The 24,880-nt window shown below is 64.7% G+C and carries 22 protein-coding genes and 1 tRNA gene; 8 read left to right on the plus strand and 15 right to left on the minus strand.

What is annotated here, in order from left to right:
• Positions 1 to 13: 13 nt before the first annotated feature.
• Positions 14 to 574 carry a carboxymuconolactone decarboxylase family protein gene (locus BDOA9_RS04240; protein WP_025032709.1) on the minus strand — a complete coding sequence of 187 codons (561 nt, stop codon included), beginning with the start codon at positions 572 to 574 and terminating at the stop codon, positions 14 to 16.
• A gap of 152 nt (positions 575 to 726) precedes the next feature.
• On the opposite strand from BDOA9_RS04240, the gene BDOA9_RS04245 reads away from it, so the two are divergent.
• A complete protein-coding gene (locus tag BDOA9_RS04245) occupies positions 727 to 1,302 on the plus strand; it encodes a hypothetical protein (RefSeq protein ID WP_025032710.1) in 576 nt (191 codons plus the stop codon).
• A gap of 15 nt (positions 1,303 to 1,317) precedes the next feature.
• Here BDOA9_RS04245 and BDOA9_RS04250 read toward each other — a convergent pair whose 3' ends face one another.
• The gene (locus BDOA9_RS04250; RefSeq protein WP_025032711.1) at positions 1,318 to 2,475 is read right to left on the minus strand and encodes a PLP-dependent cysteine synthase family protein; all 1,158 of its coding nucleotides are present in this window, start codon (positions 2,473 to 2,475) and stop codon (positions 1,318 to 1,320) included.
• A gap of 180 nt (positions 2,476 to 2,655) precedes the next feature.
• Here BDOA9_RS04250 and BDOA9_RS04255 point away from each other — a divergent pair, with 180 nt between their 5' ends.
• On the plus strand, positions 2,656 to 3,054 hold the full coding sequence (locus tag BDOA9_RS04255; RefSeq protein WP_025032712.1) for a hypothetical protein: 399 nt from the start codon (positions 2,656 to 2,658) through the stop codon (positions 3,052 to 3,054).
• 12 nt (positions 3,055 to 3,066) lie between these two features.
• Here the strand turns inward: BDOA9_RS04255 and BDOA9_RS04260 are convergent, their stop codons facing one another.
• A complete protein-coding gene (locus tag BDOA9_RS04260) occupies positions 3,067 to 3,531 on the minus strand; it encodes an Lrp/AsnC family transcriptional regulator (protein ID WP_025032713.1) in 465 nt (154 codons plus the stop codon).
• Positions 3,532 to 3,689: 158 nt separating this feature from the next.
• Here BDOA9_RS04260 and BDOA9_RS04265 point away from each other — a divergent pair, with 158 nt between their 5' ends.
• Positions 3,690 to 4,706 carry a 1-aminocyclopropane-1-carboxylate deaminase gene (locus BDOA9_RS04265; RefSeq protein ID WP_025032714.1) on the plus strand — a complete coding sequence of 339 codons (1,017 nt, stop codon included), beginning with the start codon at positions 3,690 to 3,692 and terminating at the stop codon, positions 4,704 to 4,706.
• A 68-nt stretch (positions 4,707 to 4,774) separates the two neighbouring features.
• Here BDOA9_RS04265 and recQ read toward each other — a convergent pair whose 3' ends face one another.
• The 7 genes from recQ to BDOA9_RS04300 form a co-directional block, all read right to left on the minus strand.
• The gene (recQ, locus tag BDOA9_RS04270; RefSeq protein WP_025032715.1) at positions 4,775 to 6,640 is read right to left on the minus strand and encodes a DNA helicase RecQ; all 1,866 of its coding nucleotides are present in this window, start codon (positions 6,638 to 6,640) and stop codon (positions 4,775 to 4,777) included.
• A gap of 280 nt (positions 6,641 to 6,920) precedes the next feature.
• Positions 6,921 to 7,664: a polysaccharide deacetylase family protein gene (locus BDOA9_RS04275; RefSeq protein ID WP_025032716.1), complete on the minus strand. Its 744-nt coding sequence runs from the start codon at positions 7,662 to 7,664 to the stop codon at positions 6,921 to 6,923.
• 106 nt (positions 7,665 to 7,770) lie between these two features.
• A complete protein-coding gene (gene metA, locus BDOA9_RS04280) occupies positions 7,771 to 8,769 on the minus strand; it encodes a homoserine O-succinyltransferase MetA (RefSeq protein WP_025032717.1) in 999 nt (332 codons plus the stop codon).
• Between the two features lie 12 nt (positions 8,770 to 8,781).
• Complete coding sequence (locus BDOA9_RS04285) at positions 8,782 to 10,083, minus strand: O-acetylhomoserine aminocarboxypropyltransferase/cysteine synthase family protein (RefSeq protein WP_025032718.1); 1,302 nt, start codon at positions 10,081 to 10,083, stop codon at positions 8,782 to 8,784.
• Between the two features lie 379 nt (positions 10,084 to 10,462).
• Complete coding sequence (locus tag BDOA9_RS04290) at positions 10,463 to 12,022, minus strand: amidase family protein (RefSeq protein WP_025032719.1); 1,560 nt, start codon at positions 12,020 to 12,022, stop codon at positions 10,463 to 10,465.
• Between the two features lie 125 nt (positions 12,023 to 12,147).
• On the minus strand, positions 12,148 to 13,182 hold the full coding sequence (locus BDOA9_RS04295; RefSeq protein WP_025032720.1) for an aldo/keto reductase: 1,035 nt from the start codon (positions 13,180 to 13,182) through the stop codon (positions 12,148 to 12,150).
• 10 nt (positions 13,183 to 13,192) lie between these two features.
• Entirely contained in the window at positions 13,193 to 14,374 is a 1,182-nt protein-coding gene (locus BDOA9_RS04300) for an MFS transporter (RefSeq protein WP_025032721.1), read from the minus strand.
• A 98-nt stretch (positions 14,375 to 14,472) separates the two neighbouring features.
• Between BDOA9_RS04300 and BDOA9_RS04305 the strand changes: the two genes are divergently transcribed.
• From BDOA9_RS04305 to BDOA9_RS04315, 3 genes are all read left to right on the plus strand, one after another.
• Complete coding sequence (locus tag BDOA9_RS04305) at positions 14,473 to 15,426, plus strand: LysR family transcriptional regulator (RefSeq protein ID WP_025032722.1); 954 nt, start codon at positions 14,473 to 14,475, stop codon at positions 15,424 to 15,426.
• A 98-nt stretch (positions 15,427 to 15,524) separates the two neighbouring features.
• A complete protein-coding gene (locus BDOA9_RS04310) occupies positions 15,525 to 16,202 on the plus strand; it encodes a nitroreductase (protein WP_025032723.1) in 678 nt (225 codons plus the stop codon).
• Between the two features lie 33 nt (positions 16,203 to 16,235).
• Positions 16,236 to 17,348 carry a L,D-transpeptidase family protein gene (locus BDOA9_RS04315; protein ID WP_025032724.1) on the plus strand — a complete coding sequence of 371 codons (1,113 nt, stop codon included), beginning with the start codon at positions 16,236 to 16,238 and terminating at the stop codon, positions 17,346 to 17,348.
• 9 nt (positions 17,349 to 17,357) lie between these two features.
• Here the strand turns inward: BDOA9_RS04315 and BDOA9_RS04320 are convergent.
• A tRNA-Ser gene (locus BDOA9_RS04320) sits at positions 17,358 to 17,447 on the minus strand.
• A gap of 194 nt (positions 17,448 to 17,641) precedes the next feature.
• On the opposite strand from BDOA9_RS04320, the gene BDOA9_RS04325 reads away from it, so the two are divergent.
• Positions 17,642 to 17,983: a hypothetical protein gene (locus BDOA9_RS04325; RefSeq protein ID WP_025032725.1), complete on the plus strand. Its 342-nt coding sequence runs from the start codon at positions 17,642 to 17,644 to the stop codon at positions 17,981 to 17,983.
• A 45-nt stretch (positions 17,984 to 18,028) separates the two neighbouring features.
• On the opposite strand, the gene BDOA9_RS04330 is transcribed toward BDOA9_RS04325, so the two are convergent.
• From BDOA9_RS04330 to BDOA9_RS04340, 3 genes are all read right to left on the minus strand, one after another.
• Complete coding sequence (locus tag BDOA9_RS04330; RefSeq protein WP_025032726.1) at positions 18,029 to 19,492, minus strand: trehalose-6-phosphate synthase; 1,464 nt, start codon at positions 19,490 to 19,492, stop codon at positions 18,029 to 18,031.
• A gap of 244 nt (positions 19,493 to 19,736) precedes the next feature.
• Positions 19,737 to 20,558 (minus strand): trehalose-phosphatase, encoded by an 822-nt coding sequence (otsB, locus tag BDOA9_RS04335; protein ID WP_025032727.1) that lies wholly within the window; start codon positions 20,556 to 20,558, stop codon positions 19,737 to 19,739.
• A 4-nt stretch (positions 20,559 to 20,562) separates the two neighbouring features.
• The gene (locus BDOA9_RS04340; RefSeq protein ID WP_025032728.1) at positions 20,563 to 22,050 is read right to left on the minus strand and encodes an MFS transporter; all 1,488 of its coding nucleotides are present in this window, start codon (positions 22,048 to 22,050) and stop codon (positions 20,563 to 20,565) included.
• A 181-nt stretch (positions 22,051 to 22,231) separates the two neighbouring features.
• On the opposite strand from BDOA9_RS04340, the gene BDOA9_RS04345 reads away from it, so the two are divergent.
• On the plus strand, positions 22,232 to 22,600 hold the full coding sequence (locus BDOA9_RS04345) for a DUF3175 domain-containing protein (RefSeq protein ID WP_025032729.1): 369 nt from the start codon (positions 22,232 to 22,234) through the stop codon (positions 22,598 to 22,600).
• Positions 22,601 to 22,674: 74 nt separating this feature from the next.
• Here BDOA9_RS04345 and BDOA9_RS04350 read toward each other — a convergent pair whose 3' ends face one another.
• A complete protein-coding gene (locus tag BDOA9_RS04350; RefSeq protein ID WP_082847785.1) occupies positions 22,675 to 24,756 on the minus strand; it encodes a HAMP domain-containing methyl-accepting chemotaxis protein in 2,082 nt (693 codons plus the stop codon).
• Positions 24,757 to 24,880 lie beyond the last annotated feature (124 nt).

Genomic DNA, 24,880 nt, shown 5'->3' on the forward strand with positions numbered 1-24,880 from the left:
GAAGGGGTCAGGCTTAGTCCGGCACCGGCACATCGAAGGTGTTAAGCGTGACCGAGACCATGCAGTAGACGCCGACGAGATAGGACAGCTCGGCCGCGCCGTGCTCGCCGAATTCCTTCACGGCCGCACGCCAGGTCAGCTCCGGCAACACGCCGCCGCTGACCAGCGCCGAAGCCATGTCGTAGGCGATGGCTTCCTGCCTGGTGAGGTCCACCGGCCGCTGGCCGGCGACGATGGTCGCGAGCTTCTCGTCGGAGAGACCACGCTGCTCGGCCACCAGCACATGAGCGTAGAGCTCGTAACCGGAGCGGAAATGCGAGCCGGTGACGAGGATCGCGACCTCGCGTACGGCCGCGGGCAGCAGCGGGTTCGAGGCGATCGCCTTGACCAGCTCCCACACCGGCTTGCCGAAGCGCGGCTCGCGGAGCCAGGGATTCCAGGGCCCGAGCAGCGCGCCGTCCTCGCGCATGTTCACGAAACCCTTGAAGTGGTCCTGCATGCCGGCCCGCATGTCGTCATAGAGCGGCTTCTGTTCGGCACTCAGGTCTTTCGGATCGAGAATGGGAAGGCGCACGGCGGGATCTCCTCGTTGAGAAGACGCAACCGTCGCCTGCAGGGACACGCGAGGCAAGTGAAGTTGCCGTGACGACCGGGCGATTTAAGTAGTGTAGAGATATCCGCACAACCATGCTATGTCCCAGTAGTCTGTTATTGGCATGTCATCGAATGATCAATCTGATTGTCGGACTTGATAGTTGGGTTATTCAGGACGGCAACTACGGCGATTTCGCGCAAGCGACAAGCGTGTCATTCGCGCTCGAATTCTACCCGATAGTTCCGCTTTCGAAGTGCGGTCGATTTGACCGCAAAGCTCCATCAGTCGAGCGAATAGTGGAGACTTCATACCAAGTCGTCGGCCAAGTCGTGCACGCACAAGAGGATTGGTGGGTACTAGACGCCGGCATTCTCATGTATTGCGACGGAAAGCCTCCTGACAATGTTCGCCTGGACGAATGGTTGGAAGGACTAATCTCCATTGGAGTAGACCCATTCTTCTATTTTGAAAGCCAGGCGCATCAGCCGGGCGCACCTGCCTTGGTCTACGATTGGAAGATCGACAAGATCGAAATGGAGACCGGCCCTTTCATTGAAACGAAGCCAAAGCACTTTGAGCGAGATCCCGAAAAATGCGGATGGCAAGAGGTTGCCAAGACCGATGCGTGGCGCGAACAGGGCCCTTATCTGCTCCACTGTACGCGCCTAGGCGGTCCGCGCTGGCCCAAAGGCAGGGATCGTCCCTGACTGGTGCCGGCCGTATTAGCTCAGCGCGTTATGCACTTGCGGATTGACGACGTCGTCGACCTCGAGCATCAGCGGATCACCTGTCGCAAGGAACGACGACAGCGCCGCTTCGGCCGGCGCGGGATCGAGACCGCGCGCCTTCAGCCATTCCGGCTCATAATAGGTCTGCCGGTAGCGCTCGCCGGAATCGCAGATCAGCGTCACCAGCGATCCCGTGACGTTGGCCTGGCGCATCTCCGAGGCGAGCCGGCACAGCGCCAGGAAGTTGGTGCCGGTGGAGCCGCCGACCGGGCGGCGCAGCCGGCGCGACAGCACGTTCATCGCCCCGATCGTTGCCGCGTCCGGGATCTTCATCATGCGGTCGACCACGCCGGGCACGAAGGAGGGCTCGCAGCGCGGACGGCCGACGCCCTCGATCAGCGACGGGCGGTCGCAGACGCGCGAGCGGTCCTGCGCGCGGAAGCAATCGAAGAAGGCGGAATGCTCGACGTCGGCGACGCACAGCCGCGTCGGATATTGCCGATAGCGCAGATAACGTCCGATGGTCGCCGACGTGCCGCCGGTGCCGGCGCCCATCACGATCCAGTCCGGAATCGGCCGCGGCTCGCCCGCCAATTGCGTGAAGATGGACTCGGCGATGTTGTTGTTGCCGCGCCAGTCGGTGGCGCGCTCGGCGAAGGTGAACTGGTCCATGTAATGGCCGTTCAGCCGGCCGGCGAGCGCGGCTGCTTCCGCATAGAGCGCGCGGCCGTCGTCGATCAAATGGCAATTGCCGCCATAATGCTCGATCGCGGCGATCTTCTCCGCCGAGGTCGTACGCGGCATCACGGCGTAGAAGGGCACCCCGATCATCTCTGCGAAATAGGCTTCCGACACCGCGGTCGATCCCGAGGAGGCCTCGACCACGGGCGTGCCTGCGCGGATGTGGCCGTTGCAGAGCGCATACAGAAAGAGCGAGCGCGCGAGCCGATGCTTCAGGCTGCCGGTCGGATGCGTGGACTCATCCTTCAGGTAGATGTCGATGCCCGATAGCGCCGGCACGATCAGCCGGATCAGGTGCGTGTCGGCGGTGCGGCACTGGTCGGCCTCGATCGCCGCCACGGCGTCGTCGACCCAGCCGCGCCGATAGGCTGGCCCGGCCGGATCGTGCTGGCGGAAGGGGAATGTCTGCATCATACGAATCTCTCATGATGCGGATCGCGCATCAAGTGCGCTGAATAACGCTCCTGCTCGAAAGACCAGCCGCGAGGCTCGCGTGTGCGCGCGCAAGGCAAGTGAGTTTCCGGGACGGCCGAGTGGCTTGGCAGAACGCTTGCGATATGCTGACATTGCCGTGATGCTGGGGCTTACGGAATGAAATTTGAAGCCTGGATCGCGATGCTGGGCCTGCTCTGGGCAACGATCGGACCGGCGCATGCGATGCAATTCGATCGGACGGTCCCGTCCGGAACAACGGTCAGAATGCATCACTACCGCTCGTGGGGAAAGAACTGCGAGGGCAATGGCGGCATGGTGAAGCTGCTGACCAAGCCGCAGCACGGCAAGCTGACGACGCGCACCGTGGACTCGCGCATCGAGATCAACCGCTTCGCCCGCGGCGGCGGTACGCCATGCACCGGACGGCCGATCAAGGCCTTCGAGGTCAATTACCGATCGAATCCGGGCTATCGCGGCCCGGATAGTTTCACCATCGAGATGATCACCGGCAGGGGCAGCCGCGACGTCGATACCTATTCGATCACCGTCCAATAACGGCACGCCCGCTCAAAATTCCAGCGGCGCGTTGTCGACGACTTCCTTCATCACGAAGAAGGTCCGGGTCTGGCGCACGCCGGGGAGCGCGATCAGCTGCTCGCCGTGGATGCGGTTGAAATCCTCCATGTCGCCGACGCGGATCTTGAGGAAGTAGTCGAAATCGCCGGCGACGAGGTGGCAGTCGAGCACGAATTTCAGTTTTGCGATCGCCTGCTCGAAGGTGGCAAAGCTTTCCGGCGTCGAGCGGTCGAGCACGACGCCGACCATCACCAGGGTGCCCTTGGCCACCTTCTTCGGGGCGACCATGGCGCGCACGGTGGGGATGAAGCCGTCCTCGAACAGGCGCTGGGTGCGGCGATGGCAGGTGGCGGGGCTGATGGCGACCGTTTCGGCCAGCTCGGCATTGCTGAGCCGGCCGTTATTCTGAAGCAATCTCAGGATCTTAAGGTCAGTGCGGTCCAGTCGGGCGGCCATGAAAGAAGCTTTCATTAATTGGTATTATTCTGGAAGGAACATTAGTGCATGTCGCCTCTTCCGCAAGAAGTTGCGCAGCATTGGCGCAATATTCGAGAGCACATTTTTCCGACGCGATGCTAGGCAGCTGCCAACACCAACGCCAATCGGGATGACCCATGAAGCTGGACAAATTTCCGCGCTATCCTTTGACCTTCGGCCCGACGCCCATCGAGAAGCTGGAGCGGCTGTCAAAACATCTCGGCGGCAATGTCGAGATCTATGCCAAGCGCGAGGACTGCAATTCCGGTCTCGCCTATGGCGGCAACAAGCTGCGCAAGCTCGAATACATCATCCCCGATGCGATCGCCTCCAATGCCGATACGCTGGTCTCGATCGGCGGCGTGCAATCCAACCACACCCGCATGATCGCGGCGGTCGCGGCCAAGCTCGGCATGAAGTGCCGCCTGGTGCAGGAGGCCTGGGTGCCGCACGAGGACGCCGTCTATGACCGCGTCGGCAACATCATGCTCTCGCGCATCATGGGCGCCGACGTGCGCCTGGTCGACGACGGCTTCGACATCGGCATCCGCAAGAGCTGGGAGCAGGCGATCGAGGAAGTGAAGGCCGCGGGCGGCAAGCCCTATGCGATTCCCGCCGGCGCCTCCGTGCATAAGTTTGGGGGCCTCGGCTATGTCGGCTTCGCCGAGGAGGTGCGCAAGCAGGAAGCCGAGCTCGGCTTCAAGTTCGACTACATCGTCGTCTGCACCGTCACCGGCTCCACCCATGCCGGCATGCTGGTCGGCTTTGCCGCCGACGGCCGTGCACGAAAGGTGATCGGCATCGACGCCTCCTGCACGCCCGCCCAGACCAAGGCGCAGGTGCTCTCGATCGCGCAGAACACGGCAAAGCTCGTCGAGCTCGGCAAGGACATCGTTGCCGACGACGTCGTGTTGGTCGAGGATTACGCCTATCCAGCCTATGGCGTGCCCTCGGAAGAGACCAAGGAGGCCATCCGCCTCACCGCGCGTCTCGAAGCGATGATCACCGACCCTGTCTACGAGGGTAAATCGATGCAAGGCTTGATCGACCTGACCAAAAAGGGCCATTTCGAGAAGGGCGCGAAGATTTTGTACGCCCATCTTGGCGGCGCCCCGGCGCTCAACGGCTACGGCTACGCGTTCCGGAACGGCTAGCTCCTCTGTCGTCCCTGGGGCGCGACGAAGTCGCGCCCTGGGATGACGACTGGGGAATAGGGCGCGCCCTACCGCGCCCTGACGATCTGCAGCAGGTCGTCGCCGTAATGCTCTAGCTTCTTGTCGCCGATTCCGGGGACGTTGCGCAGCTCGTCCAGCGTCGTCGGCCAGGCCCGGACGATGCCGTCGATCGTTGCATCGTGCAGCACCACATAGGCCGGCACGCCGCGTTCACGCGCGACCTCTGACCGCCAGGCCCGCAGCCGCCCGCGCAATTCGGGATCGACGTCGCCTTGCGGCGCGCTCGCTCCGGGCGCGAGGTCGCCGCGTCGCGACTTGGCGCGGCTGACGCGAACACGCGTGCCGGGCGTTTCCTCGCGCAGCCAGACCTCGGTCTCGCCGCGCAGCACCCCGCGCGAAGACTCCGTCAGCTTGAGCGCGCCATAGGCTTCGCTGTCGCTGCGCAAATGACCCATCGCCACCAATTGACGCAGCACCGTGCGCCACTGCTTCTCGTTGAGCTCGCGTCCGACGCCGAACACCGACAGCTTGTCGTGACCGAACTGCGTGACCTTCTCGGTCAGGCGTCCGACCAGCACGTCGATCAAATGCATGGCACCGAAACGCTGGCCGGTGCGGTAGACGCACGACAACAGCTTCTGCGCCAGCACCTTGCCGTCCCGCATCTTCGGCGGCGTCAGGCAATTGTCGCAGTTGCCGCAGCTCTCGCCCATCACGATCTCGCCGAAATAGGCGAGCAATCGGCGGCGGCGGCAATGCGGCGTCTCGGCGAGGCCGACCAGCGCATCGAGCTTGCCGATCGAGACCCGCTTGAAATCCTCCGATCCGGCCGATTCGTCGATCATGCGGCGCTGCTGCACGATGTCGGAAAGGCCGTAAGTCATCCAGGCCGTCGACGGCTTGCCGTCACGGCCGGCGCGTCCCGTCTCCTGGTAGTAGGCCTCGATGCTCTTGGGCAGGTCGAGATGGGCGACGAAGCGCACGTCGGGCTTGTCGATGCCCATGCCGAAGGCGATGGTCGCGACGATGACGATGCCGTCCTCGTTGAGGAAGCGGTCCTGGTTGCGCGAGCGCACCGCTCCGTCGAGCCCGGCGTGGTAGGGCAGCGCCGCAATGCCGGCCTCGGCAAGCGCGGCGGCGACCTCCTCGACGCGGTTGCGCGACAGGCAGTAGACAACGCCGGCATCGCCCATATGGCGCTCTCGGATGAAGTCCTTCAACTGCGACACCGCATTGCGCTTGTCGACGATCTCGTAGCGGATGTTGGGCCGGTCGAAGCTCGAGACGAACTGCGGCGCGCCCGTCAGCTGAAGCCGCTCGACGATCTCCTTGCGCGTCAGCTCGTCGGCGGTCGCGGTCAGCGCGATGCGCGGCACATCGGGAAAGCGCTCGGCGATGACGGAAAGGCCGACATATTCGGGCCGGAAGTCGTGACCCCACTGCGAGACGCAATGCGCCTCGTCGATCGCGAACAGCGCCACCTTGGCCTGCGCCAGCAGCGACAGGCAGCGCGGCGTGACCAGCCGTTCCGGCGCGACATAGAGCAGATCGAGATCGCCGGCGAGCAGGCGGCGTTCGATGTCGGACGCCTGCTGCGGCGTCAGCGACGAGTTCAGCGCGGCGGCATTGACCCCGGCCTCCAGCAGGCCCGCGACCTGATCGCGCATCAACGCGATCAGTGGCGAGACCACGATGCCGCAGCCCTCGCGCAGCAGGGACGGAAGCTGATAGCACAGCGACTTGCCGCCGCCGGTCGGCATCAGCACGAGGCAATTGCCGCCACCTGTGACATGCCGGATGATCTCGCCCTGGGCGCCGCGAAAACCCGGCAGCCCGAACACGGAATGCAGCACCGACAGCGCATCGCGGCCGTTGGCCGGCGCAGACAGCGGAGCGGTGGAGGGAGCGGACATGGGCGGAGCGGATCAGGCCGTGGGATTCGTCACAAGGCCAGTCGCATGCTGGTGTGGCTGTGGCAAGGCCATCTTCTCCCTCTCCTCGCAAGCGATCCGGGTTATCATCGGGCTGGGCACTGACAGGACCCACAGCGTCACGGCCGGGCTTGTCCCGGCCATCCACGCCTCTCCACGTAGCACCAACAACGTTGCTGCCCGGGACAAGCCCGGGCATGACGACCTCTGCCGAATGGTCGAACGCAACTGCCTCTCCCAAGCGCGGAGAGGTGAAAAAGGGCTACGCCCCGATCCGTTGCAGGGCTTCTGCGACCGTCACGATCGGCATGTTGCGCTTGGCGGCGGCTTCGAGCGCATGACGCATCAGATGCGGCGTGCAGCCATAGGGGCTCGGTTTGTCGGTGACGTCGTGGCCGTAGAAGATCAGCCAGCCGCCGCTTAAGACCGCATCGTTGAAATAGCGATCGATCCCCGCCGTGTCGATCTCGCGATCGATCAAGGGCGAGGCGCGCAGAAATTGGAGGTCGATGATGCCGCTGTTGACGCCGGGAAGGATGCCGCGCGCGGAGCGGAAGGCTCTTGCCAGCTGCGGCTTGCGCCAGACCGAGGCGATGCCATAGGGATAGGCGAAATTCTGCGGCTGGATCGAGGCATCGATGCCGTGGATATGACTGCGGTTTCGTTCGATCTCGCGCGCCATCGCGGCTTCGTCGAGCGTGGCCGAGCTCCGATGCGAGAAGGTGTGGCAGGCAATCTCGTGCCCGGCGCGGTGAAGTCGAACGATCGCGTCATCCGACAAGCCATGCCAATACTCCGACGGCCGACCGATCAGGCTGCCGGCGAGGTAATAGGTGCCGCGCCCGCCGTGCCGCTCCAGAAGCTCGGCGCCCTCGCCTGCGGCGCTATCGGGGGCGTCATCGAATGTGAAGCTCACCATCGGCGCATGCGCAGGCAGCCGATGCGGCGCGGCGCGGAAATGCCGGGCCAGCCGATTGCTCACGCGTCCCTTCAGTGCCGACCACACGACTGCGTTTCCCGTGATGTCTTCTTGCCCTACTGAAACATTCGTACGCAGATCGAAGCAAGCCTAACGACCGGGTAATCCTAACGCCGAACAAAGAGCGTTTCAGCTAGCGCACCGAGATCGTCGCGTCGGCGTCCGCGCCGAGATAGCGCAACCAATTGCGGAAGAGCACCGCCGCCGCGTCGCCAGCGCCGATATCGGCACGCAGGTTCAGCGCGGGCAGCTCGTTGCTGAGCGCCGGATGGCGCTGGTGTGCCGCCTTCCTCTCGAAGCGAGCCAGCTTCTCTTCTGTTGCTGCGTCAAAATAACTCACCGGCAGGTGAGGATAGTTCTCCCGCTCCCGCGCGAGATAGCGGCCGATGTCACGCAGATATTCGCGCTGGAGCGACAGTGCGTCATATTCCGGGTGGCCCTGGAAGAACACGAAGCGGCTGGCATATTGGCGAACGAAGACGTCGACGCCGGCCTCCTCCGACCGCGTCAGCACCTGATAACCGGTCCGCACGAGGTCGCTCTCGGCGATCGCGTTCAGACGTGAATGCGAGACCTTGAGCGGCGCAGGCGCGGAGCGCGTCAGGGAATCGTCCGCCACGACGTCGCAAGCGAAAATGCCGTGGCATTTGGCCGGCAGCCGCCGCCGTTCAATGCCGTCGAGATGCAGCACCGCGGCATGCGCGGCAAGGCACGACCAGATCGTCGAACGCGTGTTCGCCTTGGCCCAGTCGACCAGGTTGGTGAGGTCGCGCCAGTACGGCTCCCGGTCGAGCTCGGGCGCGATCGGCTCTGCGCCCGTCACGATCAGCCCGTCGAATTTGCCGCGCTCGAGATCGGAAAGATCGGAATACTCGCTCTCGACATGCCACTTCGCCTCCGGCGATCGCTTCACGGTGGGAAGCGAGAAGCAGTGGAAACGGATACGGCGCGAGCCTGCTGCGGCCTGAAGCAGCTTCGTGAACTGCCGCTCGGTCGCCTTCAACGCGGCATCCGGCATGTTGTTGACGAGGCCGATGGTGAGCTCGGCGCCGGGATCGCGCGCGAGGTCGTGCGCGGCCGGCACCAGCGTAGGGCCCGCGATGACCTGATCCTTGTCGATCAAGATCGTCATGGACGGCGCCGCCTACTCCGCAGCCTCGCGGCGCGCCAACGGGCAGGCCTTTTCCAGCGCCTGGTCGATATCCTCGATGATGTCGGAGACATGCTCGATGCCGATCGACAGACGAATGGTCTCCGGCAGCACGCCGGCGGCGCGCTGCTGCTCCGCCGACATCTGGCGATGGGTGGTCGATGCCGGGTGGCAGGCGAGCGATTTGGCGTCGCCGATATTGACGAGCCGCGTGATCAGCTTCAGCGCATCGTAGAACGTCTTGCCGGCCTCCATGCCGCCCTTGATGCCGAAGGTGAACAGCGAGGAGGCGTTGCCGTTCAGGTACTTCTGCACCAGGGGATAATAGGGGCTGTCCGGAAAACCGGTGTAGTTGACCCAGGCCACGCGCGGATCGACGCGCAGGAATTCGGCGACCTTGCGGGCGTTCTCGACATGGCGCTCCATGCGCAGCGCCACGGTCTCGATGCCCTGAAGCAGCAGGAAGGCGTTGAACGGCGACAGCACCGAGCCCATGGTGCGCTGATAGACGCTCCGCGCCCGCTCGATATAGGCAGTGCGGCCGAAGCGCTCGGCATAGACCAGACCGTGATAGGAGGCGTCGGGCTTGTTGTAGGCCGGGAAACGGTCGGCATATTTCGCCCAGGGAAAGTTTCCGGAATCGACGATGGCGCCACCGAGCGTGGTACCGTGACCGCCCAGGAACTTGGTCAGCGAGTGCACGGCAATGTCGGCGCCGTAGTCGAACGGCTTGAGCAGGATCGGGGTTGCGACGGTGTTGTCGACGATCAGCGGCACGCCGTGCGCATGCGCGACCTTGGCCAACGCCTCGATGTCGCAGACATTGCCGGCGGGATTGCCAATTGTCTCGGCGAACACCGCGCGAGTGTTCTCGTCGATCAGCTTCGCAACTGCATCCGGTCCGTCGCTATCGGCGAAGCGACCGGTGATGCCCTGCCGCGGCAGAATATGGGAGAGCAGTGTGTGCGTGGTGCCGTAGAGCTGCGGCACGGAGACGATGTTGCCGCCGTGGTCGGCGACATTGACGAAGGCGAAATGCAGCGCCGCCTGCCCGGTCGCGACCGCCAGCGCGCCGACGCCGCCTTCGAGCTGGGCGATGCGCTTCTCCAGCACTGCGCTGGTCGGATTGGCGATGCGGCTGTAGCGGAAACCTTCGGCCTCGAGATTGAACAGGGCCGCGCCGTGATCGGCGCTGTCGAAGGCGTAGGCCGCGGTCTGGTAGATCGGCACGGCGACCGCGTGCGTGGTGGCTTCGGGTTCGTAGCCGGCGTGAATAGCGATCGTCTCGTTGCGCATCGTGCCACCTCCGCGTGGAGCGGGCCGCACTTATTGGCCTGGAATGAGGCATGTGCGTTGTCCGCCGTCCTCGTGTTAGAGGCGGGTGGTAAAGCGGACAATAATTCGCTTAGAGATCGAGGAAGTAACCCTAATGCTTGCTCGCGGATTGGCTGAAATTTGGGTTAATCTGCATTAATGTTTCACTGCACGCCTTGCTCAGCTTCCTTCTCCCCTTGTGGGAGAAGGTGGCGCGAAGCGCCGGATGAGAGGTCTCTCTCCGCGAAACCATTTTCTATTGAGCTCGCGGAGAGACACCCCTCACCCGTCTCGCCGCTGCGCGGCGAGCCACCTCTCCCACAAGGCGGCCCGCTAGGCGAGAGGGCGAAAGTCCCCGCCGCTACGCCATTTTTTCCCACAGCCGATGTGCGAGCACGCCGACGCGCTTCTCAATCGCGGCCGCGGCATCGAGTGCGAGATCCTCGCGATAGCGGCCGGCAATCAGCTGCACGCCGATCGGCTTGCCGTCATGCAGCGCCACCGGCACCACCGCGCCGGGCAGGCCCAGCACGTTGATGGCGGAGATGAAGCGGATCTCGCCCCAGAATATCTCGCGCACGCGTTCGGGGCTGACGGTGTCCTCGCGCGGACCCGGCGTCGGCTTCACCGTGGTCGGCGCCAGCACCACCGGATATTGCTCGAAAAACAATTGCCAGGCGCGGATGTGACCGCTGCGCGCGGCGGTCGCCTGCATCCAGCCCTTGAGATCGAGCACGTTGGCCTTGGCCTTCATGCCGCCCCAAGCCTTGTGAAAATCCTCCGAGGCGATCTTCAGCATGGCGGCCTCCTGCATCATCACGGTCTCGTTCGTGATGATGTCGCACCAGGTCTGCCAGACCCCGTCGATATCGGGCACCTCGACCTCGCTGACGCGGTAGCCGGACCGCTCGAGATGATCCGCGGCCTGACGCAGCGCCGCCGTGACGGAGGGATCGACGTCCATATCCTCGGGGATCTTGGCCAGCGCGACCTTGATCGGTCCCTTCGGCTTCGCACCGATCAGCGGTGCCGGTACCCACCAGGGATCGCGCGGATCGCGCTGGCTCATGGCCTCCAGCGCGAGACGAACGTCGGCGACGTGACGTGCGAGCGGCCCCTGCGCCGACATCAGATGCGCCAGCATCGGCCGCTCCGCCGTTGCGCTGGCATTGAAGGCGGGGATGCGGCCCTGCGTCGGCTTGATGGTGGCAACGCCGTTGCAATGCGCCGGCCAGCGCAGCGAGCCGCCGATGTCGTTGCCATGGGCGATGGTGCCGATGCCCGCTGCGACCGCCGAGCCCGCGCCCCCGGAGGAGCCGCCGCAGGTGATCTCGGGATCCCAGGGGTTGAGCGTCAGCCCGTGCAGGGGATTATCGGTAAAGCCGCGGAAGGAGAATTCCGGCGTATTGGTTAGCCCGATGACGATCGCGCCGGCCTTCTTCAGGTTGCGCACCACGGGCGAATCCGATGGCGCGATCAGATCCTTGTTGGCGGGAACGCCGTTGAAGTTCGGCCGACCCTCGTAGTCGACATTTTCCTTGATGGTGATGGGTACTCCGTGCAGGAGACCGAGATCGCCGCCCTTTGCGCGCTGCCTGTCGGCCGCGTGCGCCGCTTTGAGTGCTTCCTCCGAGAGATCGACGACGACCGCGTTCAGCTTCGGATTGACGGTGCGCATCCGTTCGAGATGCGCTTCGACCGCCTCGACCGCCGAGATGGCGCCGGAGCGGATCGCAGCCGCGGTCTCCACGGCCGACCATTGCCAGGCCGGCCCCTTCGGACGGCGCGGCTTCGCCGATTTGCCGGCGGCCTTTCTGGCCGGCTTGGCGACGGCGCTCTTGCGGCCGGAGCCCATCTTCTTCGGAGCCTTCGCCGTCTTCTTCAACACACTTTTCTTCTTGGTCGCCGTCTTCTTCGCCACGCCGCATCTCCTAAAAATTGCGCGGCGGAGGTTATGGAGGTCACGCGACCATGTACAGGCGCGTTTCTGCATGGCGCATTGTCGCGACGCTCTGTCGCAATTCGCAGCCTTCTATGAGCGAGCTCCTACACCAATGGTGGATTGATCCGCGCAAAGCCCTCCTGGACGCGGTAGGGATAGTACGGATAAGGCGGCATCACCGCACTGACCTCATCGAGCCGCTTGATCTGGTCCGCGCTCAGCGACCAGCCGGCGGCGCCGAGATTGTCGCGTAGCTGCGCCTCGTCGCGTGCCCCGATGATCACGGAGGAGACCGTAGGACGCGAGAGCAGCCAGGCAATCGCGACCTGCGGCACGGTGCGACCAGTCTCCCCAGCAATCGCATCCAGCACGTCAACGACGGCGTAGAGGCGCGCATCGTCCACGGGCGGACCGAACTGTGCGGTGGCATGCAGGCGGCTTCCTTGCGGCAGCGGCTGGCCACGCCGGATCTTTCCGGTGAGCCGGCCCCAGCCCAGCGGGCTCCAGACCAGTGCGCCGACGCCCTGATCGCGCGCCAGCGGCATCAGCTCCCATTCATAGTCGCGCCCGACGAGCGAGTAATAGACCTGGTGCGCGACATAGCGCGGCCAACCGTGCCGGTCGGCGATGGCGAGCGACTTCATCAGCTGCCAGCCGGCAAAATTCGAGACGCCGACATAGCGCAGCTTGCCGGCGCGCACGAGCGTATCGAGCGTGGACAGCACCTCCTCGATCGGCGTGAATGCGTCGAAGGCGTGGAGCTGAAGCAGATCGATATGGTCGGTGCCGAGCCGTCGCAGCGCCGCATCGACCGAGGCCAGCAGCCGCTGTCGCGACGAGCCGGCATCGAGCGGACCGTCACCCATCGGCAGGCTCATCTTGGTCGAGATCAGCACCTTGTCGCGGCGCCCCTTGATCGCAGCACCCAGGATCTCCTCGGAGGCGCCGTTCGAATAGACGTCGGCGCTGTCGAACAGGTTGACGCCGGCATCGAGGCAGATATCGACCAGCCTGCGGGCCTCATCGGCGCCGCTGCGCCCCCAGGCGGAGAACAACGGACCCTGGCCGCCGAACGTGCCGGTGCCGAAGCTGAGGACGGGGATTTTGAGCCCGGAAGCGCCGAGATGTCGGTATTCCATGATCGCTCCCCTATTCCGCCGGGCACGCCGCGACTGCGGTCGCCGTGCGATCGAGCTGGAGACTCCACAGCGCCAGTACGAGACCAACGGCCGTGATCCCGGCCGCAACCAGCGGCAGTGCCGAGAGGCCCAGCCCGCGCTCGATGGCGACGCCGCCGGCCCAGGCGCCAAGCGCGTTGCCGAGATTGAACGCGGCGATGTTGAGGCTGGAGGCGAGCGTGCGGCCGCCGGGGCCGGCGGCTTCCAGCACCCGCAGTTGCAGCGGCGCGACGGTTGCAAAGGCCGCGATGCCGAGCAGCAGGATCAGCACGATCGCCGCGATCTTGACCGACAGCACGGCGGCGAGCCCAAGCAGCACGATGGCGAGCGCGGCGAGCGTGCCGATCAGCGCGCCGCCAAGGCCGCGGTCGGCGAACTTGCCGCCGGCGACGTTGCCGATCGCGAGCCCGATGCCGAACACCAGCAGGATCGGCGAGACCGCGGCGTCCGAAAAGCCGGTGAAACGCGTCAGGATCGGCTGGATATAGGTGAAGACGACGAACAGGCCGGCAAAGCCGAACACGGTCATGGCAAGACCGAGCAGCACCTGCGGGCGGCCGAGCACCGATACTTCCTCGGCAAGCGAGACCGGCTTGTCGCCATTGCCGACATGGCCGGGCACGAGGGCTGCAACCACGGCAAAGGCGATCACCCCGATGACGGTCACGGCCCAGAACGCCGCGCGCCAGCCGAGCATCAGGCCGAACCAGGCGCCGAAGGGCACGCCCAGCAGCGTCGCGACCGTGAGGCCGATGAACATGGTGGCGATCGCAGAGGCACGCTTGTCCTCGGCGACGAGGCTGGTGGCCACCACCGAGCCGACACCGAAGAAGGTGCCGTGGGCGAGCGAGGTCAGCACGCGTGCGGCCATCAGCAATTCGTAAGTGGGCGCCAGCGCGCAAGCCGCATTGCCGATCGTGAAGATCGCCATCAGCGCCAGCAGCACGGTTTTCCGCGGCATTTTGCGCGTCGCCAGGGTGAGGACTGGCGCTCCCACAAATACGCCGAGCGCGTAGCCAGAGATGAGCAGGCCCGCGACCGGCACCGAAACGTGCATGTCAGCGGCGACCTGCAGCAGCAGGCCCATGATGATGAATTCGGTGGTGCCAATGCCAAAGGCACCGGCGGTGAGCGCGAGGACGGCAGGAGGCATGCGTGGCTCCGATGGATGAGACGAGCCACGCAGATAGCGGCGTCCACGCGAAATCATTAGAATGTCCGCAATCCAATCATTTATGACGTGAATTCAACATGGCTCGCTTCGACACCAACCGCTCCGCCGAGATGGAGGTCTTCGTCCGCGTCGTCGATCTCGGCGGGTTCACGCAGGCCGCACGAAAGCTGCGCCTGACGCCGTCGGGCGTCAGCAAGCTGATGTCGCGCCTTGAGGCCCGGCTCGGCTCGCGCCTCGTCAACCGCACAACGCGCAAGCTGACACTGACCGAGGAGGGCCAGGCGTTCTATCAGCGCGCCGTGCGGATCCTCGCCGAGATGGAGGAAGCCGAACGCGAGGCCGCGTCCGGCGCGACGCCGCGCGGGCGCCTTACGGTGAACAGCAACGTTCCTTTCGGCATGCTGCATCTGATGCCGCTGATCCCGCACTTTCTGAAGGAGCACCCCGACGTCACGCTCGACCTCGTGCTGACGGACACGACGATCGATTTGATGCAGGAGCGCGCCGACGTCGCCATCCGCGTCGGCCCGTTGCGTGCGTCACGTCTGATCGCACGAAAGCTCGGCACCAGCCGCATGGTCGTGGTCGGCACGCCGGATTATCTCGCCCGCTGCGGCACGCCGAAGACGCCGGCGGATATCACCGAGCACCGCGGCATCGGCTGGACTTTTCCGCGCATGCGCGGTGGATGGCCGTTCAAGCGCGGCGATCGCACGGAGGAGGCTATGCCGCCACCCGTCGCGCGCGCCAGCGACGGCGAAGCCGCCCGCCGCCTCTGCCTCGGCGGCGTCGGCCTCGCCCGCCTCGCCCTCTTCCACATCGGCCCCGACATCGAATCCGGCCGCCTCGTGCCGGTGCTGCAAAGCTACAATCCCGGCGACCGCGAGGACATCCACGCCGTCTATGTCGGCCACACCGCGCCCCTGCCGGCGCGCGTGCGCGCGTTCATCGACTTCCTCGCCGAGCACGTGCGGGTGAGTGACCCTACGCTGAAGCGGGCGGGGGACGGGAGATGGAAGGTGGTGGGGTGAAGTGCGATCGCGGCGAAAGCCGTCGTCAATCCGCATTGAAAGATCAGGAATTTTCCGCGAAAATCCTGACCAGAACTTGTCAGGGGAATTCCACACAAATGCAATTCGATGACGTCATCCTCGGTCGCCGGAGCATCCGCGGCTACAAGCCGGATCCGGTTCCCAAGGAGCTGATTGCGGAAATCATTGGTTTGGCGATGCGCGCGCCGTCATCGATGAACACCCAGCCCTGGAATTTCTATGTCATCACCGGCGAACCGCTGGATCGGATCCGCGCCGGCAACACCGAACGGATGCTGGCGGGCATCCCGCAATCGCGCGAGTTCCGCACGGGCCAGGCCTTTGCGGGCAAGCACCGCGACAGGCAGGTCGGCGTCGCCAAGCAATTATTCTCCGCAATGGGGATCGAGCGCGACAACATGGAGAAGCGCCAGGACTGGGTGCTGCGCGGCTTCCGCCAGTTCGACGCGCCCGTCTGCGTGATCATCACCTATGATCGCGTGCTCGACGGCAGCGACGATACGCCCTTCGACTGCGGCGCGGTGGCGACCGCCCTGGTCAATGCCGCCTGGTCCCGCGGGCTCGGCGCCGTCATCAACAGCCAGGGCATCATGCAATCCCCCGTGGTGCGCGAGCACGCAGGGATCGCCGACGATCAGGTCATCATGAAAAGCATCGCGCTGGGCTGGCCGGATGAAACTTTTCCAGCGAATGCGGTGGTGTCGGAGCGAAAGTCCGTCGAGGAAGCGACGGTGTTCGTCGGGTTCGAGACGTAGCGGCGCGCGATCGGAAAGGCTGGAGGCACAGCAGTGATCCGCGCCATGATCCGACGTGCCCTTGTGCTGGCGGCGGCTTTTGCCGCGGCCTTGACGCCGGTCATGTGTCTTGGCGACAGCAGCAAGCCGTTGCCGGCGAAGGCGACGAGGGAACTGCCTGATGAGCTGCTCGCGCTGCTCGAGCAGAAGAAGATGCCGAAATATTCACCTATCCTCGTGCGTCTTTTCAAGGAGGAGGCCGAGCTCGAGGTCTGGAAACAGGACGCGAACGGCCGCTTCCAGATCCTCAAGACCTATCCGATCTGCCGGTGGTCGGGCGATCTCGGGCCGAAATTGTACGAGGGCGACCGACAGGCTCCGGAAGGGTTCTACACGATTACACCCGAGTTGATGAACCCCAACTCCAACTTCTATCTTTCGATCAACCTCGGCTTCCCCAACACGTTCGACAAGGCGCACAAGCGCAATGGCAGCTTCCTCATGATCCACGGCGACTGCTGGTCGAGCGGTTGCTATGCCATGACCGACGAACAGATCAGCGAAATCTATGCGCTGGCGCGCGACACATTCCTCGGCGGCCGCCCGTCCTTCCAGGTCCAGGCCTATCCGTTCCGCCTGACGCCGGCAAATCTGGCGCGGCATCGAAACAGTCCCAACCTGGCCTTCTGGAAAATGCTCAAGATCGGCAACGATCATTTCGAGACGACGCGACTCGAACCAAGGGTTGATGTGTGCGACCGCCGCTATGTCTTCGATGCGCAAGCTCCGCCGAATTCCCCGTCGCCAGTGTTCAACCCCAGCGAAAAATGTCCCCCCTTCGTCGTCAATCCGGACATCGCGCGGCGGGCGCTCGAGAAGAGGCGCGCCGACGAGCTCGAATATGCGCGATTGCTTGAAGACAATTTGCCGGCCGCCCCGATCTACAGCGGACTGGACGGGGGAATGAACAAGGTGTTCCTCACACGGTTTCCGGGCCGAGTGACGCTTGCGAAAGTCATGCCGTATGCATCCTACCTGCCGCAATTGCCACCGATCCCCTGGATTGACAATGATGGCTCGTTGACGAGCAGATGGTTTGGCAGTTCGTTCGCCGCGTCGGCCGCGTGTGATGCGGCTGCTAACGGCTTGGCAACGGACCGATGCTAAACGACGTGATGGCGGAGAGAGTGGGATTCGAACCCACGGTACGGTTTCCCGCACACACGCTTTCCAAGCGTGCGCCTTAAGCCACTCGGCCATCTCTCCGGAGCGCCCTCTCTTGAAGGGGCGCCGGCGATTTTGCAAGGGATCGCGGGCCAAATCCGGCGATTTTCCGCAACTTATTGTATTTACAGCACTATATCCGGCTTCACACCTGCCTGGGTTGGCCTGCCGCCTGAACCGCGGGCGGCTCTGGCGCGACGATTCATGGCAAGCCGCCAAACCCGACCGGGGACGCCATGACCATCTGCAAGACCATCGCCGCCTTGAGCCTGATTTCGGCTCTCGGATCCGCCTTTGCCACCCCCGCCCTTGCCCAAGCCTGCACCCGGCAGGGCGTCGACGTCAGCTGCGACGATGGCCGCCGCGGGGTGCTTTCGGGCAATGCCATCCTCTGGCCGGACGGCACGCGCTCGAGCTCGGCGCCGCATCAGAGCGTGATCATCGGCAACAAGAGCTCGGTGCATGTCGGGACCGGCGTGTTCGTCGGTCAGGGCAAGGGCGTGGTGCCGCTGGACGATCCGAACGCACCGAACAAGCGGCAATGCGCGGTCCTGGACGGCGTGTCGTATTGCTACTGAGGCTGTCGTTCTCACCTCGCCCCGCTTGTGAGGAGAGGAGACGAACTAGATCAACCGCACGCCTGATATCGCCGACTTCAGCCAGCGCAGCGCCTGCGGCGGCTGGGCTGCGAGCGGCGCGACGGCGGCCTTCTCGGTGCGGCACTTCTCGAGCTCGGCGACGAAATCGGCGGACCATTGCTGGATGGTGTGGCCGCGCAGCTTCTTCATCATCGCGTCCCAGCGCATCTTGCGCTCGGTGAGCGGCATCGAGGCTGCGATCGCGATCGCGCGGGCCATGCCGTCGATGTCATGCGGATTGACCAGCAGCGCGGCGTCGAGCTCGTTGGCGGCGCCGGCGAACTTCGACAGCACCAGCACGCCGGGATCGGCGGGGTTTTGTGCGGCCACGTATTCCTTGGCGACGAGGTTCATGCCATCGTGCAGCGGCGTCACCACGCCGATCTGCGCGGTGCGATAGAGGCCCGCGAGCACGGCCTGGCTGAAGCCTTTGTTCAGATACCGGATCGGCGTCCAGTCGACCTCGCCGTGGCGGCCGTTGACGTCGGAGACGAGCCGCGCGACCTCGTTCTGGAGATTGCCATAGGCCTCGATGCCCCCGCGCGAGGGGTTGGCGATCTGGAGCAGCGAGATGCTGCGGGCGAACTGCGGCTGCTCGGTCCAGAGCCGGTCGAATGCACTGATGCGGTTGACGAGACCCTTGGAGTAATCGAGCCGGTCGACGCCGATCGCGAGGCGCTCGCCGTTGAGGCTGCGGCGCAGCCGCGACACGTCCGGATGCGCGGCCGACTTCGCGGCATAGGCGGCGAACTTCTCCGCATCGATGCCGATCGGGAACACTTCGCAGCGCGTGCGACCGTGTTGCGAGGTCACGATGCCGTCCTCGATGGCGAGGCCGAGTTCGCCGCCGACATAAGAGAGGAAGTTCTGCCGATCTTCCTCGGTCTGGAAGCCGAGCAGATCGTAAGCTAGCATCGCCGTGATCAGCTCGCGATGGTTGGGCACGCCCTGCATCACAGCAGTGACGGGCCACGGCGTATGCAGGAAGAAGCCGATGGGATCATCGACGCCGAGCTCGCGCAGCTCGGCGCCGAGCGCAAGGAAATGATAGTCCTGCACCCAGAACGCAGTCCGGGCTTTGCGGAAACGCATCAAGGCGCGCGCCATGAAGGCGTTGACCTCGCGATAGCTGACATAGTCCTCGCGCGAGACGCGAATCAGATCGCTGCGCGAGTGCAGCGCCGGCCACAGCGCCGAATTGGCGAAGCCTTCGTAATAGCCGCCGTAATGCGCCGCCGGCAGATCCAGCGTCGCAATCGCGCCTGTCCCGAGCGCCTCGATCTCGGCGAACGGTTCCTTCTGATGGCCATCACGGACCCGGCCGGAGGAACCGACCCAGATCGCACCAGAATGTTCCACCACGGGAAGCAATGCCGCCGCAAGGCCGCCCGTCATGGGCTCGTTGGGTTTGCCGCGGGCGACGCGATTTGAAACGACAATCAAGTTCACAGGTCGTCCCCTCCTGTTCATTCCGCCCCATTTAACTGCCGTTCATCAATATGGTTCCTGATCATCGTTTCAACCAATTGAAACCAAAATCGGGCGTGTGCGTTGGAACTGGTTTCCCTCGCGGAACCCGGTAATTTCAGCGTAGAAAAACAGCGTTTCCGGTCCGGTTGCGCAGCATGCGTTGCGGCGCGCAATGGCGCAGCGATGCCAGCCTTTATGTCTGCGAGATGGCGCTGCCTTGGTTTCACCTGGGATCGAGCAGGTGGGCAAGGAACGCACGCACATCCGCCGGCGCATCGAAATGGCCATTCACACCCATGGCGCGGCGACCGACCGAGAACGCCAGCCCGTCCATGTCGGGCATGATGGCAAACACCGTTTCATCGGTGACGTCGTCACCGATGAAGATAGGACGACGCCCCTTGAACGGCTCGTGCTTCATCAATTCGCGCACGCCGCTCGCCTTGGTGAATCCGGAATGCTTGATCTCGCAGACGAACTTGCCGGGCAGCACCTCGATCGGCGCATTGGGCAGATCGGCCCGGATCAGCGAGACGGATTCGTAGATCGCCTTCTCCGCATGCGGCGCGAGGCGATAATGCAGCGCGAGCGAATAGCCCTTGTCCTCGAGCAGGATGCCGGGCGAAAGCTTTGCGATCGCAGCGAGACGCCGCTTCAGCTCCTTGTCGAGCGGCGGCGCGTGCACGGCATCCGCTTCATTGTCCACCGCCAGCCGCATCTCCGCGCCATGGCCGGCGACCGCGCGAAACACGTCGGGCGCGAAGATCAGGTCAATGTCGTTGAGCGAGCGGCCGCTGACCAGCGCCAGCGCCCCGGAGGTACGCTCGGTCAGATGCTTCAGTGTCTCCGACAGGCCCGGCGGCACCCACACCTCGCGCGGCGTCGGCATCAACTCGAGCAGCGTGCCGTCGATGTCGAGCAGAATGGCGATTTCATCGAGATGCGGCACCAGCGCATGCGGCACCGGCACCGTTTCAGGCGTCTCGTCCTCGTCAGGCATGGTGCGCTTCTGGTCCAACGCCATTTCCGCAAGTTCCGATTTCATCAGTCTACTCCATAAAGGCGAGCGGCCGCGCGATATGTTCGAGCGATTTGCGCTCGGCGGCGACGGCATAGCGCCACGCCACGATCGCAGCCGCGATCATCAGGACGGCCCCCAGCAGATAGCCGGCGAACACGCTGGTGCGCGATCCCGTGTCGATCAGCGCGCCGAACAGGGCCGGCCCGATCACGCCGCCGATGCCGGTGCCGACCGCATAGAACACCGCGATCGCCAGCGCGCGGACCTCGAGGGGAAAGGTCTCGCTGACGGTGAGATAGGCCGCGCTCGCGGCGGGCGAGGCGAAGAAGAAGATCACCATCCAGGCGATGGTCTGCCCCTGCGCGCTCAGCACGCCGATCGAGAACAGATAGCCCGACAGCGCCAGCAGCACGCCCGATGCGCCGTAGGTGAACATGATCATGATGCGGCGGCCGAGCGTGTCGAACAGTCGGCCGAGCAGCAGCGGCCCGAGGAAATTGCCGGCAGCGAATGGCAACAAATACCAGCCGACGTGATCGGAGCGGATGCCGTAGAAATCGGTCAGCACCAGCGCGAAGGTGAAGAAGATGGCGTTGTAGAAGAACGCCTGCGCACTCATCAGCGCGAGACCGACCAGCGCGCGCTGACGGTAGGCCGAGAACAACGTGTGGATCACCTCGGCGATCGGCGTGTGATCGCGCATTCTCAGGCGGATCTTCGGGAAGCGCCCCTCGCCCGCGTCCTGGCCGTGTCCGATCACCGAACGTTCGATCCCGTCGACGATGGCGTGGGCCTCGTCCGGCCTGCCGTGGATCATCAGCCAGCGCGGACTTTCCGGTATCCACATCCGCATCAAGAGCACGACGAGGCCGAGGACGGCGCCGATCAGATAGGCCAGGCGCCAGCCGAGATCGGGCCCGATCGTTGCAGGATCGAGCAGCACGATGGCAGCGACCGCGCCCATCGCGGCGCCGATCCAGAAGCTGCCGTTGATGACGAGATCGGTCCAGCCGCGATAGCGCGCCGGCACCAGTTCCTGGATCGTCGAGTTGATCGCGGTGTACTCGCCGCCGATGCCGGCGCCGGTGAGGAAGCGGAACAGCGCATAGCTCGCGACATCCCACGACAGCGCGGTCGCGGCCGTTGCCGAGAGATAGAGCGCGAGCGTGATGAAGAACAGCTTCTTGCGGCCGATGCGATCGGTCAACCAGCCGAAGCCGAGCGCACCGAGCACGGCGCCCGCGAGATAGGCTGAGTTGGCGATGCCGAGATCGAGATTGGTGAAATGCAACGACGAGCTCTGCTTCAGCGCCCCCGAGAGCGCACCCGCAAGCGTCACCTCAAGGCCATCGAGAATCCAGGTGATGCCCAGCGCGAGCACGACGCGCGTGTGAAAGCCGCTCCACGGCAGCGCATCGAGCCGCGCAGGAATGCTGGTCTCGATGATGCGGTCGGTCGCGGCCGCCGCCGGGACTATCGGTGCATAGTTCAGCGCTGGGCTTTGCTGCAATTCCATCGGGTTGTTGCGTCTGATCAATGGAAGCGGCCCCGGTTCACACGACGTGGACGGGGTCGATCCGATCATGGGGGTGCGGCATTCTGCCTGCCACCTGCGACAACGTTTGCGATGGGGCCGGGTTCCGCGGGAACGCCAGCGAGCACCGCTCGTTTCCGCTGGAGCCGCAAGGAGTTGGCGCATGGCTCAGGTCAGAAAGACGACACATTCTCGAAACAGCAGCCCACGCAAGGCGAGCACCCGGCGTAGCGGGGCCGCGCCCAAGAGCACGAAACGCGCGACAAGGCGCTGGTCGCGGCGCGTGACACAGGAGAGCGATGCGCTCGACCTCAAGCAAGGGGTGTTCAAGCTGACCAGCGCAAAGAGGATTGCGGCCTCGTTGAAGCGCTCGGCCGAGCACAGCTCGCGACGCAAGGCCGGCGCCTATCGCTCGGCGCTGTCGATGCTGACCTTCTACATCAACCGCGCCGGCAAGACGCTGCCGAAGACGCAGCGCACGCGACTGGAGCGCGCGAAGGTCGAGCTGAAGCGCGCGTTCGGAAGGGAGTGAGAGTCGTGCTCTTTACTCCGCCGTCGTCCAGGACGACGGCGGGAGAGGATAGCGCAAGGCTCCATGCCCCGAACCTACGCCGCCCTGATATTCCCCATGAAGCGGTCGAGCTCGGCGCGGAGGCGGGTGCTTTCGCTCGACAGCGTCTTGGCCGAGTGCAGCACCTCTTCCGAGGCCGAGCCGGTCTCGGCGGCGCCGCGGTTGACCTGGCCGATGTCGGTGGCGGCGGTCTGGGTGCCCTGCGCCACGGTCTGGACGCTGCGGGCGATCTCCTGCGTGGCGGCGCCCTGCTGCTCCACCGCGCTCGCAATCGAGGTCGAGATCGACGAGATCTGGCCAATGGTCGCGCCGATCTCCTTGATCGCGGCGACCGATTCGGCGGTCGCTCCCTGCATCCCTGCGATATGCGAGGAGATCTCGTCGGTCGCCTTCGCGGTCTGGCTCGCCAGCGACTTCACCTCGCTCGCCACGACCGCGAAGCCGCGGCCGGCCTCACCGGCGCGGGCGGCCTCGATGGTGGCGTTGAGCGCGAGCAGATTGGTCTGCTCGGCAATCGCCGTGATCAGCTTGACCACCTCGCCGATCTGCTGTGCGGCGTGCGACAGCTTGCCGATGCGGCCGTCGGTCTCCTTGGCCTGCATCACGGCAGCCTCCGCGATGCGGCTGGAATCGCGCACCTGGCGGCCGATCTCCTCGACCGAGGCGGACAGCTCTTCGGTCGCGGTCGCGACCGACTGCATGTTGGAGGAGGCCTGCTCGGAGACGCCGGCGACCTGGCTCGACAGGCTCTGGGTGGTCTCGGCGGTGCGGGTCAGGGTGGAGGCCGCCGATTCCAGCTGCACGGCGGAGGCCGAGACGTTGGAGACGATGGCGCCGACCGCGCTCTCGAAATCGTCGGCAAAGCGGATCAGCTCGGCGCGGCGGCTTGCGGCCTGCTCGCGGTTCTGCACTTCGCTCGCGGCGGCGTCGCGCTCGGCCTTGGCAACGGCCTGGATCTTGAACTCCTCGACCGCGCCGGCCATCTCGCCGATCTCGTCCTTGCGCCCCAAGCCGGGCAGCACGACGTCGAAATTGCCCGAAGCGAGCTCGCGCATTGCCTTGCACATCGCGATCATCGGCCGCGAGATGCCGTTGCCGAGCCACAAGGCCAGCACGATGCCGATGGCCAGCCCGCCGAGCGCCATCATCAGCATCAGCTGCTCGGTGTCTACGATCGTCGCATTGGCGCTCGCCTCGATGCGTTGCTGGTCGGTGGTGAGATCCGACCGCAGCTCGGCCGAGAGCTTGAGGATGGTCGCCGCCGTCTTGGTCATCTCGCCGTTCAGCTTGACGATGACCTTCACGTTCTCGGTCAGCTTTGCGAACGAGGCGCGGTACTGCTTCAGGAGATCGCCGATCTCCTTGACGCGATCCGTGATCTTCTGGTCGTTCGCGTAGACGGAGACCAGCAATGTCTCGAGGAACTTGATGCGGGCGATGACGCCGTCGGCGGTCTTCGGCTCCGGCTTGGCGACGAAGGCGCTGACCGAGGTGGAGACCGCCAGATATTGCGAGGTGATGTCCTTGGCCGTGGTCTGCACCGAGGAAAGGCCCGCCAGCGCCGCGGTGTCGGCGAGATCGTCGAACTTGAAACGGATCTTATTGCCGACACTGTTGAGCTCGTCGGCCGCGATCTTGCTGTTCTCGCGCGTCAGCGTGATGATCTCGCTGAAGACTTTCGTAAAGCTCTGGAATTCGACATCGAGCTTACCGACCTGCTCACGGCGAGCGGCACCGGTCGTCGCAGCCATCGACTTCGCGATCGCGTTCTTCAGATTCGCCTCAGCGGCCTTGGCCGCAGTCTCGTCGTCGGCCGCGCCGGTCAGGGTATAGGCCCGCGCCAGCCCCTGATAGGCGACCAGCTCGCGATCGACCGTCCGCGCCAGGTCCGCTTCCGCAACGCTGGTGCGGTAGGAGGCCACGGCGCCTGCGATCCGCTCGAAGCCGAAATAGGCAAACGCCATGCTGACGGCGAGGATGGCGAGCACCGCCACGAAGCCGAGGATGATCTTTGCGCGAAAACGCAGCGTTGGCAGCCTCGATTGGTTCGACTTCGATTGGCTCGACTTTGGTTGGCTCGACTTGGACTTGACCGACATTCCCCCACCCCATTCCATTCGCGGAAAACCAGGCGCAGCCCGGAAGCAGCCCGCTTCCCGACTCATGTGCACGGTAACCGGCAAAGGATAAGCTGCGGTAAATTTGTGGCGCCGCAACTGGCGGTTAGGTGACGTAGGGATT

The organism is Bradyrhizobium sp. DOA9 (assembly GCF_000617845.2).
Lineage (GTDB): Bacteria > Pseudomonadota > Alphaproteobacteria > Rhizobiales > Xanthobacteraceae > Bradyrhizobium.